The following is a 15,251-nucleotide window of genomic DNA, read 5'->3' on the forward strand; positions in this document are numbered from 1 at the left end:
CCCATCGGTCAACGGTCCCCGACGGAGACAGGGCGGGTCTCGGAGTGCTGGCGATGGCTCCGAGACACGTCCTGTTCGGCAGATACCGGGCAGCACCGGCACAGCGTGGACGGCTCGGGGTGGGCCAGTCGACTCAGCGTGACCCCGCGGTGGCCAGTCGACTCAGCGTGGACGGTTGTTCCAGTTATAGAACGTCGGGATGTTCTCGAAGTGGTTCCAGGCGCAGACCGCGCTGGAGGTGCCGTCTCCTGCCGCCTCCGCCCGTAGGTGGCGGGCCGCCTCGGCCTCGCGAAGCAACGTGGTGAGGTCGACGCCCGCGGCGCGGACCCGATCAACCACGTCGTCCGAGACCGCGCCCGCCGTGCGCTCAGGTCGCCGGGGACCGGTGTTCTCGGGCATGCTCCAACACTCCCTCCAGTAGGCGGATCTTGCTGTTGCGGCAATGCTCGGTCTCCGTACCGTCAAAGCGTCCCTGCTCGAAGTAGCGATTGGCCGCGTGGCCACCGCCGCAGAAGCCGAAGTAGGAACACGATGCCCGGCAAGCCTCCACCCCGGCGAGGAACTCCCCGACCCAGGGTGTCTCCGCGGCCTCGGCCAGGATCTCCGCCAGCGGAGTGACCAGCACGTTGCCGCTGCTGAAGTCGCCGTACCGGGGGTTCGTGAAGCCGGCCAGTTCGGGCGAGAGCACAGTCACCGAACCGTCGTAGCCGACCGTGGGAATCGGATCCAGCCGACGAGGTAGCAACTGCTCCTCGACGCCGTCCAACACCGCAGCGGCGTACCGCAGGGACCACTCGATCTCACGCAGGTGGATGCGGGGGTTCCGGCGCCAGGCCGCCACCAGTTCTGCCCAGAAGGTGGTCACCGCAGCCGCGTCGTGGCGGTTGGCCCGCGTATTGACCCCCTCGGTCTCCTCGATGTTCACGCCCAACACGTCCGGACCGAGATCGAGGAAGAAGTCGTATAGTTCGCGGGCGAGACCCGGCTCGGGGCGTCCCACCACGGCCAGCGCCGAAAACGGCAGCCCATGCCGACGCAGCGCCTCGACTCCCCGCATGATCTGGGCGTACGCGGGACGCCCGCCCCGGGTGACCCGATCCGCGTTGCGCTCCCGCGGCCCGTCCACGCTGACACTCACCCGGATCCGGTGCTCCGCGAAGAACCGACACCAGGCATCGTCGATCAGCGTCGCGTTGGTCTGGACGTGATGCTCGACCTCCGGCCCGAACGGGGCAATCAGCGCGGCGAGCAGCTCCTGCCCGGCGGCGAGCGGCTCACCACCGTGCCACACCACGGAGAATCGCCCAGCCCGCGCCCACGGATTGACCGATACGGCCACCGCCTCCGCCACGCCGACCGGCATCCGCCGGTCGGCGTGGCGGAGCGGGAGATAGCAGTAGGCGCAGTCGAGATTGCAGAGGGTGGTGGGCTGCATAACCACATAGGCGGGGACGGCGGCCACACCGTGCATCCCGCCTGTCGACTGTCCCCGCACCGCCATCGCCCTCCTCTACCAGGCCTAGGCGCGGTGTCGACACCCCGACGTGCCTGGCAACGTTGAGGGTGCTCCTCAGGCTAGGCGGAGTCGGCCACCCGGGTGAAGCCCTGATCGGCAGTCCATCCGGGCACCCAGTGATCAGCCACGGGTGTGCTGCCCGACCATCTGAACGTTGCCGGTGCCTTCGACAATCTCGCCGGCCTGCCACGCATCCACGCCGCGGCCGGTGAGGGTGGCCAGTGCGCGGTCGGCATCCTCGGCGGAGACGATCGCGAACATGCCGACGCCCATGTTGAACGTCGCCTCCATCTCCGGAGCCTCGATCCGTCCCTTGGACTGCACCAGGTCGAAGATCGGCTGTGGCTTCCAGGTAGCACGGTCGACCACCGCGTCCACGTGCTCCGGCAGGACCCGGACCAGGTTCCCCGGGATACCGCCCCCGGTCACGTGGGCGAACACCCGGACCTCCGCCTCGGCGATCAGCTTCAGGCAGTCCTGGGCATAGATCTTGGTGGGGGTCAGCAGCTCCTCGCCGAGGGTGCGTTGCCGGCCGAAGTCCTCGATGACCACGTCCAGCCGCATCCGCCCGGCACCGAGCAGCACGTGCCGGACCAGAGAGAATCCGTTCGAGTGCAGGCCGGAGGCGCGCATCGCGATCACTACGTCGCCGACCTCGACCCGCTCGGAGCTGAGGATTCCGCTCTCCTCCACCACCCCCACGCCGGTGGCCGAGATGTCGTACTCGTCCGGGCGGAGGACACCAGGGTGTTCGGCGGTCTCCCCACCCAGCAGGGCACAACCGGCGTACCGGCAGCCATCGGCGATACCAGCGCCGATTTCGGCGACCCGGTCCGGGACAACCTCCCCGGTAGCGATGTAGTCGAGCAGGAACAGTGGCTCGGCACCGCACGCCACCAGGTCGTCCACGACCATGGCGACCAGGTCGATGCCGACCGTGTCGTGAATGTCGAGCTGTTGTGCGATCACCAGCTTCGTGCCGACGCCGTCGGTGGAGGAGGCCAGGATCGGGTTCTGGTACTTCTTCGTATCCAGCCGGAACAGGCCGGCGAAGCCACCCAGATCGCCCATCACCTCCGGCCGTCGAGTCTGCTTCACCTTCGACTTGAGCAGCTCGACCGCGCGGTCGCCCGCCTCGATCGAGACACCGGCATCCAGGTACGAGGCCGAGCGTTTGCGCACCGGGCGCCCGGTGGCGGTGGTCCAGGGCTGGCGGTCGCCGCCGGCACCGGTCTGGCTGCTTCCTGCGCCGCTGCGCTCGGACACGTGCGTCACGGTTCTCCCCTTAGATGGTCCTGGTGCGAACCGGCGATGACCGGACCGCACCCGGGTGGTGCTACCGGATGTGGTTTTTCGGCTCTTCCGGGTCGGGGCGCGGCACCCGCGCCGAGCTGAACGCCTCGTAACCGCTGTGGGCGGCGACGAACGGAGTGGCGTGCGGTTCGGAGGATTCGGCGGCGACCCGCCGACCGACCCCCTCGAGCACGTGCTTGCCGATCAAGCTGTCAGCGGGCAGTTCGATTGGATACTCGCCGTCGAAGCACGCCCGGCAGAGCCGGCTCTTCGGTTGCTCGGTGGCCGCGATCAGACCGCTGAGCGACACGTAGCCGAGCGTGTCGGCGCCGATCGACCGCCGGATACCCTCGTTGTCCAGGCCGTTGGCGAGCAGTTCGGCGCGGGTCGCGAAGTCGATGCCGTAGAAGCATGGCCAGGCGACCGGCGGTGAGGAGATCCGAACGTGTACCTCCAACGCGCCGGCCTCGCGAAGCATTCGCACAATGGCCCGTTGGGTGTTGCCGCGGACGATGGAGTCGTCCACGACGACCAGCCGCTTACCTCGTACGTTCTCCCGCAGCGGGTTGAGCTTGAGCCGAATACCGAGCTGACGCAGCGTCTGCGACGGCTGGATGAAGGTCCGTCCGACGTACGGATTCTTCATCAGACCGGCCCCGAAGGTAATGCCGGACTCCGCCGCGTAGCCGATCGCGGCGGGAGTGCCCGATTCGGGCACGGGGATCACCAGATCGGCCTCTACCGGGTGCTCCCGCGCAAGCTGACGGCCGATCTGTACGCGACCCGCGTGCACGTTCCGGCCGGCGATCGTGGCGTCCGGACGGGCGATGTAGACGTATTCGAAGAGGCAGCCCTTCGGCTCCGGTGCGGCGAAGCGGGCAGAGCGCAGCCCGTCCTCGTCGATAGCGATCAGCTCACCCGGCTCGACCTCGCGGACCACGCTGGCACCGACGATGTCGAGCGCGGCTGTCTCACTGGCCACCACCCAACCGCGCTCCAGCCGGCCCAACACCAGCGGACGGACCCCATGCTGGTCACGGGCCGCGTAGAGCGTCGACTCGTCCATGAAGACGAAGCTGAACGCTCCCCGCAGCTGCGGCAACACCTCCAGCGCAGCGGCCTCCACCGAGAGGTCGGGCCGGCTGGCCAGCAGCATGGTCACCAGCGAGGTGTCGTTGGTGGCCCCGTCGCCGGCCAACGCCAGCTCGCCGGCCTCCCGCTGCAGCTCGGCTGCGTTGACCAGGTTGCCGTTGTGGGCCAAGGCGATCGTCGTGCCAGAGGCGGTGGAGCGGATGGTCGGTTGGGCGTTCTCCCAGGTGGAGGCGCCGGTAGTCGAGTAGCGCGCGTGGCCGATCGCCACATGCCCGCGCAGACTGGCCAGAGTCGGCTCGTCGAAGACCTGGGCTACCAGGCCCAGGTCCTTGTAGACCACCACGCCCGTGCCGTCACTGACTGCAATGCCAGCCGCCTCCTGCCCCCGGTGCTGCAACGCGTACAGCCCGAAGTAGGTCAGATTGGCGACCTCCTCGCCGGGGGCCCAGACCCCGAAGACGCCACAGGCGTCCTGGGGGCCGGGACGCTGGGGGTCAAGGTCGTGGCTCAACCGGCCATCGCCTCGGGGCACCTGCCGCTCCCTCTTGCTGGACTGGCCAGGCGAATCATGGGATCCGCTCCCCGGCCGGGACCGCTTGTCGTCGCTGACAGTGTACGCGAACCCCCACCTACACAGAAAGTCACGAAATCACTGCATCCTGTAATGCCCGACCGCTGCCGCCGGCTAAAGCGGCAGGTACGCGGCCAGGTCCGCCCGCACCCCACTGACCCGTACGCGGCCCTCAGCGACCGCTTCCGCCCAGGGGACCCGTCCCGTCGCGACCCGTAACCAGGTCTCCGGGTCGGTCTCGACCACGTTCGCCGGGGTGCCCCGGGTGTGCCGGGGGCCCGGGACGCACTGCACCGCGCCGTAGGGTGGGACCCGCACCTCCACCGATCGACCGGGTACCCGCTCCGCGAGCACAGTCAACAGGGCACGGACCGCCGCCCGGAGCACCGGACGATCGGGGGTAGACCCCTCATCAAGCGCCGACAGCGCTGCCTGGACGGCAGGCGTCCTAGCGTATGAAGGGGCCACAGCGGGACGATACGGCGCGCGCGCGGATGCTCTCACACCGGCCCTGGGTCGCGCCGATCCGACTGGACAAGGCATAGTAGCCCACGGCGTATTCGTACCGTGATGATCCCCGGCCCGGCGAACGCCGGCCACGTGGGACTCCAGTGGAAGGCGGTGGACGTGTCAACACACCGACGTGCCTGGAAGCAGCGGGCCGGTGTGGTCGTGGCGTTGCTGGTCGGCGCCCTGCTCACCGCCCCCGCCACCCCGGCCTCCGCCGCCCCCAAGGTCAGCAACATCTCGGCCTCACCGAGCCGGGTCGAGGCGGGCGGGAGCGTGACGGTCCGCTACTCGGTGGAGGTCTCGGAAGGCACGACTGTCAACGTGGGGGTGTCATCCGACAACGGCAAGCTCGCCTGCGTCAGCGATTGCAGCCATGGCAACGTCGATCAGAGCGCGGACTACGAGGCCACCTTCCGACTGGCGGACGACGCGGCCGACGGAAAGGCGACAATTACCGTCACCGCGAACGAAACCGACGGCGGTGGGCACAACGGGACCGTCAAGGTCACTCTGGTGGGCAAGCCGGAGCCAGAGCCGCAGCCCAGCCCGACCCAGGCCCCCGAGGTGCAGACGGTGAAGTCGGTCTCCGGCGAGGTGGTCAACAAGAGCACCGGCAGCGCGGTGCCGGGAGCCCAGGTCATCCTCAAGGACTCCGATAACAACCGGTTCGACACCATCACCGACAACGGTGGCAACTTCCGGTTCACCGGCAGCACCCAGAACCCGATCGCCCCCGGGAAGCTCGCCATCGGCGCAAGCCACGACGGCACCAACGCCACCAAGACGCTGAATGCCTCCGCCGGGCAGAGCATCTCCGGCCAGCGAATCTCACTGGAGATCAAAGAGCCAACCCCGAGTCCCACCCCCACATCAAGTATCGAGCCGGCCCCGACCGTCGGGGTGGATGAGGTGACCGAGGAGCCGGTCGAGGCCATCGTGGATGCCCCCGTCGCGGACGCCAGCCCGGAGGAGTCCGGCGGCACCGGCTCCCTGCTCGTCATCCTGCTCGGTGGCCTCCTCGTCGCAGCCGGCGTCGGCACCATGGTGCTGCTGTGGCTCCGCCGCAAGGAGAACGACGACGAGGACGAGGCGGGCGGCCAGCCCTCCGGCGCGGCCACGGGCGCCGTCCCGGTCGCCCACGGTGGCTACGGCGGCGCCGACGACCAGACGCGGATCGTGAATCCGACCGCGGCGGCACCGACGTTGGTCGGCGGGGATCCGTCCCTCTCCGAGGCACCCACGATGATGCACCACCCGGTGGTTGACGACGTCCCACCGGACCCCTACGGCGCTCCGCCGCAGCCCTACGGCGCGTCCGCCGGCCAGTCCAGTTGGGCCGACAGCGGCTACGGCGCCAACTCCCCCGCCTCCGGTGGCGGCTACGGCGCCAGCGACTACGGCATGTCCTCGCCGGCGGGAACCGGCTACCCGCCCACCTCCGGCGGGTCCTACGGCGGCTACGACGAGCGGTACGACGAGGCGACCGGCCGCTACCAGGCGGACGCCACGCAGTACCCGGCCCCGGCCGACCCGTACCCCACCGGGAGGTACCAGCAGGGTGCCGGCTACGGCCAGGCCGAGCCCGGGTACGGACACGGCGCCGAGCCGGCCGGCGGCTACGACCAACAGGGCGGTGGCTACGGCGGCTACGGCTACGCCCAGCAGGGCGGCTACGGCCAGGAAACACCCGCCCAGTACGGCGGCTACGGCCAGGAAACACCCGCCCAGCAGGGCGGCTACGGCCAGGAACTGCCAACCCAACGCGGCGGCTACGACGGCTACAACCAGGAAACACCCGCCCAGTACGGCGGCTACGGCCAGGAAACACCCGCCCAGCAGGGCGGCTACGGCCAGGAACTGCCAACCCAACGCGGCGGCTACGACGGCTACAACCAGGAAACACCCGCCCAGTACGGCGGCTACGGCCAGGAAACACCCGCCCAGCAGGGCGGCTACGGCCAGGAACTGCCAACCCAACGCGGCGGCTACGACGGCTACAACCAGGAAGCACCCGCCCAGTACGGCGGCTACGGCCAGGAAACACCCGCCCAGTACGGCGGCTACGACGACCGTGGGTATGGCCAGGGCGGCTACGGTGGTGGCTACGGGGACCCGACGCAGGCCGGTCGGGCCCGGTCCGACGCTCCCCCGCCGGACCGGGCCGGTCGCCGGCTGGACTGGCTGGACGACTGACAACAGACGGTTGAGGGCCACCCGGCTTCGGGTGGCCCTCAACCGTTTGTCCTTGGGTTTGCGGATCTGCGGATCCCGGCAACAAAAAGAGATCCGGCCCGGCTGAGCTCAGCCGGGCCGGATCGCCCTTACTCGGATCGGGTGCCGGAACCGGGTGGGGCCGGCACGGCGGCGGTCACGCCGGTTCGCTCGGTCCCCCAGGCTGCGGCTCGGAGCTGGCGGGCGTCGCCGTCTCGACCGGCGAGGTGGCGAGTTCCGCTCCGCCGAAGAGGCGGGGCAGGGTGGCGCTGTGCGCCGCACGCAACTCCGCCAGGCTGAGCCGGAACTGCCCGTGCAACTCCAGCGCACCACCCGCCGGATCGGTGACGCCGATCCGCTCGCACGGCACGCCCTGCTCGGCGGCCAGCCCAGTGAACGCCTTCTCGTGCCCGCGCGGCACCGAGACCAACACCCGGCCAGCGGACTCGCTGAACAGGAAGACGAACGGCATCGAGCCGTCGGTGAACTGCTCCGGCAGAGTGACCTGGGCACCGACCCCCCGGCGCAGGCAGGACTCGACCAGGCCCTGCGCCAGACCGCCGTCGGAGAGATCGTGCGCGGAGCTGAGGTGCCCGCCCCGGGCTGCCACCGCCATCAGGTCGGCGATCGCCCGCTCGCGGTCGAGGTCCACCCGGGGAGGTACGCCGCCGAGGTGTTTGTGGGTAGCCCACGCCCACTCCGAGCCGGACAACTCCACGTGCGTCTCACCGAGCAGGTAGATCTGGTCGTGTCCGTCGTCGCGCGGGACAAAGCCCATCGGGACCCGGTCGGCCACGTCGTCCAGCACACCGAGGACACCCACCACCGGGGTCGGATGGATGGCTGCCGCACCGGTCTGATTGTAGAAGCTGACGTTACCCCCGGTCACCGGGATGCCCAGCTCGCGGCAGCCGTCGGCGATGCCCCGGACGGCCTCGGCGAACTGCCACATCACGCCCGGGTCCTCCGGCGAGCCAAAGTTGAGGCAGTCGGTGACGGCGATCGGCTTGGCGCCGCTCACCGCCACGTTCCGGTACGCCTCGGCCAGCGCGAGCTTGGCACCGTGGTACGGGTCGAGGCGCGCGTACCGGCCGTTGCCGTCGACGGAGAGCGCGATGCCGATACCACTGCGCTCGTCGATCCGGATCACACCGGAGTCCTCGGGCTGGGCGAGCACGGTGTTGCCCAGCACGTACCGGTCGTACTGCTCGGTGACCCAGGTCTTGTCCGCGAGGTTCGGCGAGGCGATCATCCGCAGGACCGTCTCCCGCAGGGCCTCCGGGTCACTCGGCCGGGGCAGGGTCTCTGCTCGGTCGGCCTGGAGCAGGATCAGGTCGGCCGGCTCCCGCATCGGCCGGTGGTACACCGGACCGTCGTCGGCCAGCGAACCCGGCGGGACGTCAACGACCAGATGGTCCCGCCAGGTGACGACCAGGCGGCCCGGCTGCCCGTCCGCTGCCGGTGGGGTGACCTCACCGATCGCGGTGGCGAGCACGCCCCACTTCTCGGCGGTCTTGAGCACCGCCTCCAGCTTCTCCGGCTCGACCACCAGCAGCATCCGCTCCTGGGACTCGCTGGCGAGGATCTCGTGCGGCTCCATCGAGGCTTCCCGCAGTGGGACCCGCTCGAGCCAGACCCGCATGCCGGTACCCGCGGCGGCGGCGGTCTCGGCGAGGGCACAGGTCAGCCCGGCGCCGCCGAGGTCCTGGATGCCGACGACGAGCTGCTCGTCGTAGAGCTCCAGGCAGGCCTCGATGAGCAGCTTCTCGATGAACGGGTCACCCACCTGCACCGAGGGGCGGCGCTGCTCGCTGCCCTCGTCGAAGGTGGCGCTGGCCAGCACCGACACGCCGCCGATGCCGTCCCGGCCGGTCTTGGCGCCCATCAGCACCACGACGTTTCCGTCGCCGGCGGCGGCCTTGTTCTGGAGTCGGTCGATCGGCAGCACCCCGACGCAGAGGGCATTGACCAGCGGGTTGCCCTGGTAGCAGGGGTCGAAGACGACCTCGCCGCCGATGTTCGGCAGGCCGAGGCGGTTGCCGTAGCCGCCGACCCCGGCGACCACGCCGGGTAGCACGCGAGCGGTGTCGGGGTGGTCGGCCGCGCCGAAGCGCAGCGGGTCCATCACCGCGACCGGACGCGCACCCATGGCGAGGATGTCCCGGACGATGCCGCCGACGCCGGTCGCCGCGCCCTGGTAGGGCTCGACGAAGCTCGGGTGGTTGTGCGACTCGACCTTGAAGGTCACCGCGAGCTCGTCGGAGACCCGCACCACACCCGCGTTCTCACCGATACCGGCGAGCATCCGGTCGCTGGCCGGGGCCTTCTCCCCGAACTGGCGCAGGTGCACCTTGCTCGACTTGTAGGAGCAGTGCTCACTCCACATGATCGAGTACATGGCCAGCTCGGCCTGGGTGGGCCGCCGGTCAAGCACCTGCCGGATCCGCTGGTACTCGTCGTCCCGGAGACCGAGGTCGGCGTAGGGCTGAAGCTCGTCCGGGCTGTCGCCAGCGTGGGGGACGGTGTCCACGCCCCCGGCCCAGCCGGTGACGGCGGCGCCTCGGTCAGGCGCGGCCGTCGGTCCGGCTACTGCGGCGGCTGAGGTGTCCCGGGCCGGGTCCTGGGTGGTCATGACCTCTCCTTGTTACGCAGCGGGCCGCCCGTCGGGCGGGTGAGCCGACCGATGATGCCGCCTGCGGTCACGCCGCGGTCTCCACCAGGTGCTTGAGCGCCGAGGTGAAGAAGCCGAGGCCGTCCAGGGAGGGGCCGGTGAGCTCCTCCACCGCATGCTCCGGGTGCGGCATGATGCCGACGACGTTTCCGGCGGAGTTGGTGATCGCGGCGATGTCCCGCTGGGATCCGTTCGGGTTGCCCACGTAGCGGGCGACCACCCGGCCCTCGGCTTCGAGCTGGTCCAGCGTCGCGTCGTCCGCGACGTAGCAGCCTTCGCCGTTCTTGACCGGGATCAGCACCTCCTGGCCGGGCTGGAACGCGTTGGTCCAGGCGGTGCCGGCCGACTCGATGCGCAGGACCTGGTCCCGGTTGCGGAAGTGCAGGTGCTGGTTCCGGGTCAGCGCACCGGGCAGCAGGTGGGCCTCGCAGAGGATCTGGAAGCCGTTGCAGATGCCGAGCACCGGCAGACCCGCTCGGGCCGCGTCCACGATCGTCTCCATCACCGCGGCGAACCGGGCGATGGCGCCGCAGCGCAGATAGTCGCCGTGCGAGAAGCCGCCGGGCAGGACGACAGCGTCCACCCCGTGCAGCTGCGGGTCGGCGTGCCAGAGACGGACCGGCTCGGCGCCGGCGAGCCGGACGGCCCGGGCGGCGTCCCCGTCGTCAAGCGAACCGGGGAACGTGACCACGCCTACTCGGGCGGTCACGGTTGGGCGTCCACGGTCTCGCCATCCTCGGCCAGGCGGATGGTGAAATCCTCGATGACCGGGTTGGCGAGCAGCTTGTCGGCGATTTCCCGGGTCTGATTCAGATCTGGCTCCCCGGCGAACTCGATCTCGATCCGTCGGCCGATCCGGACCGAGGCGACGTCGGTGACGCCGAGCCGGGGCAGCGCGTTAGCGACGGCCTGTCCCTGCGGATCGAGGATCTCAGGTTTGAGCATGACGTCGACGACGACGCGAGGCACTGGGCACTCCTGACTGTGTACGCAGTTGGGTGCCGACCCACTAGGGGCGAGCGCAGCCAGCCTACCTGGCAGATATCGCGCGGGCCGCACCGGCCGCACGCGGTTTGGGCGATCTCCGGGCGCAGTTAAGGCGGGACACCAAGACCGATGCCTTTCCGTTGTGCTCTCGATGCGATTTCGTTGCCACCTACCGCGCAGTACCGGGAGCTACCCGCGGGGTGATACGACCGAACCAATCTAAACCCTTCAATGCAAATCCCGGAAACCGTCACGGGAGTCCCACCAACCAGCAGGTCGGCGTCGTCAGCAGCATCAGCCTCCGGATCCGCGGCGGGGTCACGGACAACCGTTCCTGGATCGCCTCGATTTCCGGTGTCTGACGGTTAACGCCACCACGGCGCAGGTGGTCGACCAAGCGCCGACCGTCCGCGCCGCGCTGTTTTTCACCATCCGATCAGGTGAACAAGGCCCACGTTCAACCCCAGCGCCGACTGACAGCATCAGAACCGTGCTGGTCGTGACGACGGATCAACTACCCGGTTATGAGGTCCGCCAGATCCTCGGCGAGGTGGTCTCCTCGATGGCCAGGACCCGTAACCCGTACCGCGAGGGCGTAAAGAACCTCCGGGGCGGCGCCTACGACCCGATGGCGCCGGACAACCTCACCCGCTGGCGGGCCGACTCGGTGGCCCGCCTCGGCGAGGAGGCCCGCCGGCTCGGCGCGAACGCGGTGATCGGGATGCGGTTCGACAGCCGGGACTGCGGCGAGATGTGGATGGAGATCTGCGCCTACGGCACAGCGGTGATCGTGGTACCCCGGGTCCCCGACGTCATGCCCCCCGACCAGCCCCTGGTGGCGGCGGAGACCGCACACGAGCCGACGATCACGCCCGAGCCCAGCGGCATCGGCGAGCCGGCCACCGCACCCGACCTGCGGAGCGCGGCCGAGACCCCCACCCCCGAACCCTGACCACCGCGTCCCGCCCCTCGGGGACCGACGCCGGTGGCCCAGGGCGGGGGCGGCGATCAGAGGATCGGCGGCGGGCCGTACGCGGCGGCCCGGGGGTGGCGGTCGAGCACCGCCGCGACTCGCTGCACCACCGCCTGGACCTGGGCGGGGGCGGCACCGACGAAGGCCGTACGGTCGGCCACCAGCTCGGCGATGTCGGCCCGGGTCAGGTTCAGCCGGTCGTCGGCGGCGAGCCGGTCGAAAAGGTCGTTCTCGGTGGTGCCCTTCTCGCGCATCGCCAGCGCGACCGCCACGGCGTGCTCCTTGATCACCTCGTGGGCGACCTCCCGGCCGACACCCCGCCGTACCGCCGCGACCAGGATCTTGGTGGTGGCCAGGAACGGCAGGAACCGCTCCAACTCCCGGTTGACCACCGCCGGGTACGCACCGAAGTCGTCCAGCACGGTGAGGAACGTCTGGAACAGCCCGTCAGCGGCGAAGAAGGCGTCCGGCAGCGCCACCCGACGCACCACCGAGCAGGAGACATCCCCCTCGTTCCACTGGTCACCGGCGAGCTCACCGACCATCGACAGGTAACCCCGGAGGATCACCGCGAAGCCGTTCACCCGCTCCGACGACCGGGTGTTCATCTTATGCGGCATCGCACTGGAGCCGACCTGGCCCGGCTGGAAGCCCTCGGTGGCCAGCTCCTGGCCGACCATCAACCGGATCGTGGTGGCCAACGACGACGGCCCGGCCGCCACCTGGGACAACGCCGAGAGCACGTCGAAGTCGAGCGAACGCGGGTAGACCTGCCCGACGCTGTCCAGCACCCGACCGAACCCGAGGTGCTTCGCCACCCGTCGCTCCAACTCGGCCAGCTTGCCGGCGTCCCCGTCGAGCAGGTCGAGCTGGTCCGCGGCGGTGCCGACCGGGCCCTTGATCCCCCGCAGCGGGTACCGCCCGATCAGGTCGTCCAGCCGCTCGTACGCGATCAACAGCTCCTCCGCCGCCGACGCGAACCGCTTGCCCAACGTGGTTGCCTGCGCCGCCACGTTGTGCGAGCGCCCCGTCAGCACCAGGCCGGAGTGCTCGACGGCGAGCTGGGACAGCCGAGCCAGGGTGGCGACCACCCGGTCCCGGATCAGCTCCAGGGAGGCCCGCACCTGAAGCTGCTCGACATTCTCGGTCAGATCCCGGGAGGTCATGCCCTTGTGCACGTGCTCGTGCCCGGCAAGCGCGCTGAACTCCTCGATCCGCGCCTTCACGTCGTGTCGGGTGACCCGCTCCCGCTGCGCGATCGAGGCCAGGTCGACCTGGTCGAGCACCCGCTGGTACGCCTCGACCACCCCGTCCGGCACGTCCACGCCGAGATCCCGCTGGGCGGTGAGCACGGCCAGCCAGAGCCGCCGCTCCATCCGAATCTTCTCCTCCGGGGACCAGAGGGCGACCAGCTCGGGGGAGGCGTACCGGTTGGCGAGCACGTTCGGGATCGTCGTCACGGCCCTATTCTCCGGTACCCGGGCGCAGCACTCCCGGCCGGGCCGCCGCGGACCACGCGATCCGGGCGCGCGGCCCGCACCGGTGCGCCCGGGCGCTACATCCGGTCGGGGGTGGCGATGCCGAGTAGGTACAGGCCCTGCCGGAGGACCCGGGCGGTGAGATCGCAGAGGGCGAGCCGGCTGTCGCGCACCGCGTCCTCGGCCCGCAGTACCGGGCAGGCTTCGTAGAAGCCGCTGAAGGTGGTGGCGAGGGTGTGCAGGTAGCCGGCGAGCCGGTGGAACTGCAGGGTCTGCTCGACGCCGGCCACCACGGTTCCGAAACCCGCCAGTTCGAGGGCGAGGGCGTGTTCGGCCGGGTGCCGGACCGTGATCGGGGCGGGGGTGAACTGCTCGATCCCGGCCCGGCGAAAGATGGACCGGATCCGGGCGTGGGCGTACTGCACGTACGGGGCGGTGTTGCCGTCGAGGGAGAGCATCCGCTGCCAGTCGAGGACGTAGTCCTTGTTCCGGTCGGTGGACAGGTCGGCGTACTTGATGGCACCGATGCCGACCGCGCGGGCGACGTCAGCGACCTCCGTCGCGGAGAGGTCGGGGTTCTTCTGCCGGGCCAACTCGGCGGCCCGGGTCACGGCCTCCTCGAGCAGCCCGACAAGTTTGACCGAGTCACCGGTCCGGCTGCGCAGCATCCGGCCGTCCGAGCCGAGGATCGAGCCGAAGCCGAGATGCTCGGCCCGCGCCGGTGGGCTCAGCCAGCCGGCCTGCCGCGCGACCGCGTACACCAGCTCGAAGTGCTGACGCTGCGGCAGGCCGACAACGTAGAGCAACCGGGTCGCGCCGAGATCCTGGGTGCGGTGGCGGATCGCCGCCAAGTCGGTGGCGCCGTAGCCGTAGCCGCCGTCCCGCTTCCGCACAATGATCGGTAGCGGCTGCCCGTCACGGCCGGTGAAGCCGGCCGGAAAGACGCAGGCGGCGTCGCCGCTCTCCTGCAGCAGGCCGAGCCGGTCCAGCTCGTCGGTCACCGGGGCGAGCCGGTCGTTGTAGTAACTCTCCCCGCAGAAGTCCTGCTCGGTCAGGAGGACGCCGAGTTGGTCGTAGACGGTGAGGAAGTACTTCTCCGACTCGGCGACGAGCAGCCGCCACAACCGCAGCGTCAGCTCGTCCCCGCGCTGCAGGGCGACCACCCGCCGCCGGGCCCGCTCCGGAACGCGCCGTCGGCGTCGAACTTGGCCCGGGCCGCCTTGTAGAACGAGTCCAGATCCCCGACGGACAACTCGTCGGCAGCCTCCGACTCACCCAGGTCGAGCAGGTGCTCGATGAGCATCCCGAAGGGGGTGCCCCAGTCACCCAGGTGGTTGGCCTTGATCACGTGGTGCCCGCGCCATTCGAGCAGCCGTACGGCGGCGTCACCGATCACGGTCCCCCGCAGGTGCCCGACGTGCATCTCTTTGGCCACGTTCGGGGACGAATAGTCGACAACCACCGTCTCGGTGGCGGCGTTGGGCGCGACCCCGAGCCGGGTGTCGGCGGCCGCGGTCGACAGCAGCGTGCCGAGTGCCGAGTCGACGACCGTCAGATTGATGAAACCGGGACCGGACACCGCCACCGCTGAGCAGAGGTCCGCCAACTCCACCTGGCCCAGCACCTCGGCCGCGATGTCCCGGGGCGGGCGACCAAGCCGACGCGCCAGGGAGAGGGCGGCGTCGCACTGGTAGTCGGCGTGCTGCGACCGCCGCAGAACCGGGTCGACCGGTGCCCCGGCCACCGCCGAGAACGCCGGTGCCAGCCGGTCCGCCAGCAACTTCTCAAGATTCATGAAAGGTACGCCAATCTCAGGGGAGCGGATCGACGACCAGGGTGTCCGGCGGCTCGATCCGCCGGACACGAAGGGTCAACTCAGGCGGTCGAGGACGGTTCGCCGGAGTTCGATGCTGGACACGGGCCGAAACCTACCGAAACTCCGGGCGCAC

11 protein-coding genes and 1 pseudogene are annotated in these 15,251 nt (G+C 70.1%); 2 read left to right on the forward strand and 10 right to left on the reverse strand.

Going from position 1 to position 15,251, the window contains the following annotated elements; genetic code table 11:
- Positions 1–162 precede the first annotated feature (162 nt).
- The 5 genes from amcA to K228_RS0109540 form a co-directional block, all read right to left on the reverse strand.
- Positions 163–399: a multiple cyclophane-containing RiPP AmcA gene (gene amcA / locus K228_RS0109520; RefSeq protein WP_025618237.1), complete on the reverse strand. Its 237-nt coding sequence runs from the start codon at positions 397–399 to the stop codon at positions 163–165.
- Entirely contained in the window at positions 368–1,471 is a 1,104-nt protein-coding gene (amcB, locus tag K228_RS0109525; protein ID WP_342667116.1) for a cyclophane-forming radical SAM peptide maturase AmcB, read from the reverse strand. Before amcB ends, amcA begins: the two co-directional genes overlap by 32 nt.
- A 165-nt stretch (positions 1,472–1,636) precedes the next feature.
- Positions 1,637–2,791, reverse strand: a complete 1,155-nt coding sequence (purM, locus tag K228_RS0109530) for a phosphoribosylformylglycinamidine cyclo-ligase (protein WP_025618239.1) — start codon at positions 2,789–2,791, stop codon at positions 1,637–1,639.
- A gap of 61 nt (positions 2,792–2,852) precedes the next feature.
- Positions 2,853–4,433, reverse strand: coding sequence for an amidophosphoribosyltransferase (gene purF / locus K228_RS0109535; RefSeq protein ID WP_025618240.1), 1,581 nt, complete (start codon positions 4,431–4,433; stop codon positions 2,853–2,855).
- Positions 4,434–4,586: 153 nt separating this feature from the next.
- Entirely contained in the window at positions 4,587–4,940 is a 354-nt protein-coding gene (locus K228_RS0109540) for a sterol carrier family protein (protein ID WP_025618241.1), read from the reverse strand.
- A 132-nt stretch (positions 4,941–5,072) separates the two neighbouring features.
- Between K228_RS0109540 and K228_RS0109545 the strand changes: the two genes are divergently transcribed.
- Entirely contained in the window at positions 5,073–7,175 is a 2,103-nt protein-coding gene (locus K228_RS0109545; RefSeq protein WP_033776712.1) for a peptidase associated/transthyretin-like domain-containing protein, read from the forward strand.
- 175 nt (positions 7,176–7,350) lie between these two features.
- On the opposite strand, the gene purL is transcribed toward K228_RS0109545, so the two are convergent.
- The 3 genes from purL to purS all read right to left on the reverse strand — a co-directional run bounded on the left by purL (position 7,351) and on the right by purS (position 10,833).
- Positions 7,351–9,825, reverse strand: coding sequence for a phosphoribosylformylglycinamidine synthase subunit PurL (purL, locus tag K228_RS0109550; protein WP_025618243.1), 2,475 nt, complete (start codon positions 9,823–9,825; stop codon positions 7,351–7,353).
- Between the two features lie 67 nt (positions 9,826–9,892).
- Complete coding sequence (gene purQ, locus K228_RS0109555; protein WP_025618244.1) at positions 9,893–10,573, reverse strand: phosphoribosylformylglycinamidine synthase subunit PurQ; 681 nt, start codon at positions 10,571–10,573, stop codon at positions 9,893–9,895.
- The gene (gene purS, locus K228_RS0109560; protein ID WP_025618245.1) at positions 10,570–10,833 is read right to left on the reverse strand and encodes a phosphoribosylformylglycinamidine synthase subunit PurS; all 264 of its coding nucleotides are present in this window, start codon (positions 10,831–10,833) and stop codon (positions 10,570–10,572) included. The genes purQ and purS overlap by 4 nt, the downstream gene beginning before the upstream one ends.
- Positions 10,834–11,236: 403 nt before the next feature.
- On the opposite strand from purS, the gene K228_RS0109570 reads away from it, so the two are divergent.
- On the forward strand, positions 11,237–11,803 hold the full coding sequence (locus K228_RS0109570) for a YbjQ family protein (protein WP_025618246.1): 567 nt from the start codon (positions 11,237–11,239) through the stop codon (positions 11,801–11,803).
- 56 nt (positions 11,804–11,859) lie between these two features.
- Here the strand turns inward: K228_RS0109570 and purB are convergent, their stop codons facing one another.
- Positions 11,860–13,284 carry an adenylosuccinate lyase gene (purB, locus tag K228_RS0109575; protein WP_025618247.1) on the reverse strand — a complete coding sequence of 475 codons (1,425 nt, stop codon included), beginning with the start codon at positions 13,282–13,284 and terminating at the stop codon, positions 11,860–11,862.
- Between the two features lie 95 nt (positions 13,285–13,379).
- Positions 13,380–15,097: pseudogene (gene argS / locus K228_RS25465) on the reverse strand (arginine--tRNA ligase).
- Positions 15,098–15,251 lie beyond the last annotated feature (154 nt).

It is taken from the genome of Salinispora cortesiana (assembly GCF_000484695.1).
Lineage (GTDB): Bacteria > Actinomycetota > Actinomycetes > Mycobacteriales > Micromonosporaceae > Micromonospora > Micromonospora cortesiana.

Bases quoted from the DNA above. Each gene is read 5' to 3' on its own strand.
- amcA (WP_025618237.1), bottom strand. From the start codon at position 399: ATGCCCGAGAACACCGGTCCCCGGCGACCTGAGCGCACGGCGGGCGCG.
- amcB (WP_342667116.1), bottom strand. From the start codon at position 1,471: ATGCACGGTGTGGCCGCCGTCCCCGCCTATGTGGTTATGCAGCCCACC.
- purL (WP_025618243.1), bottom strand. From the start codon at position 9,825: ATGACCACCCAGGACCCGGCCCGGGACACCTCAGCCGCCGCAGTAGCC.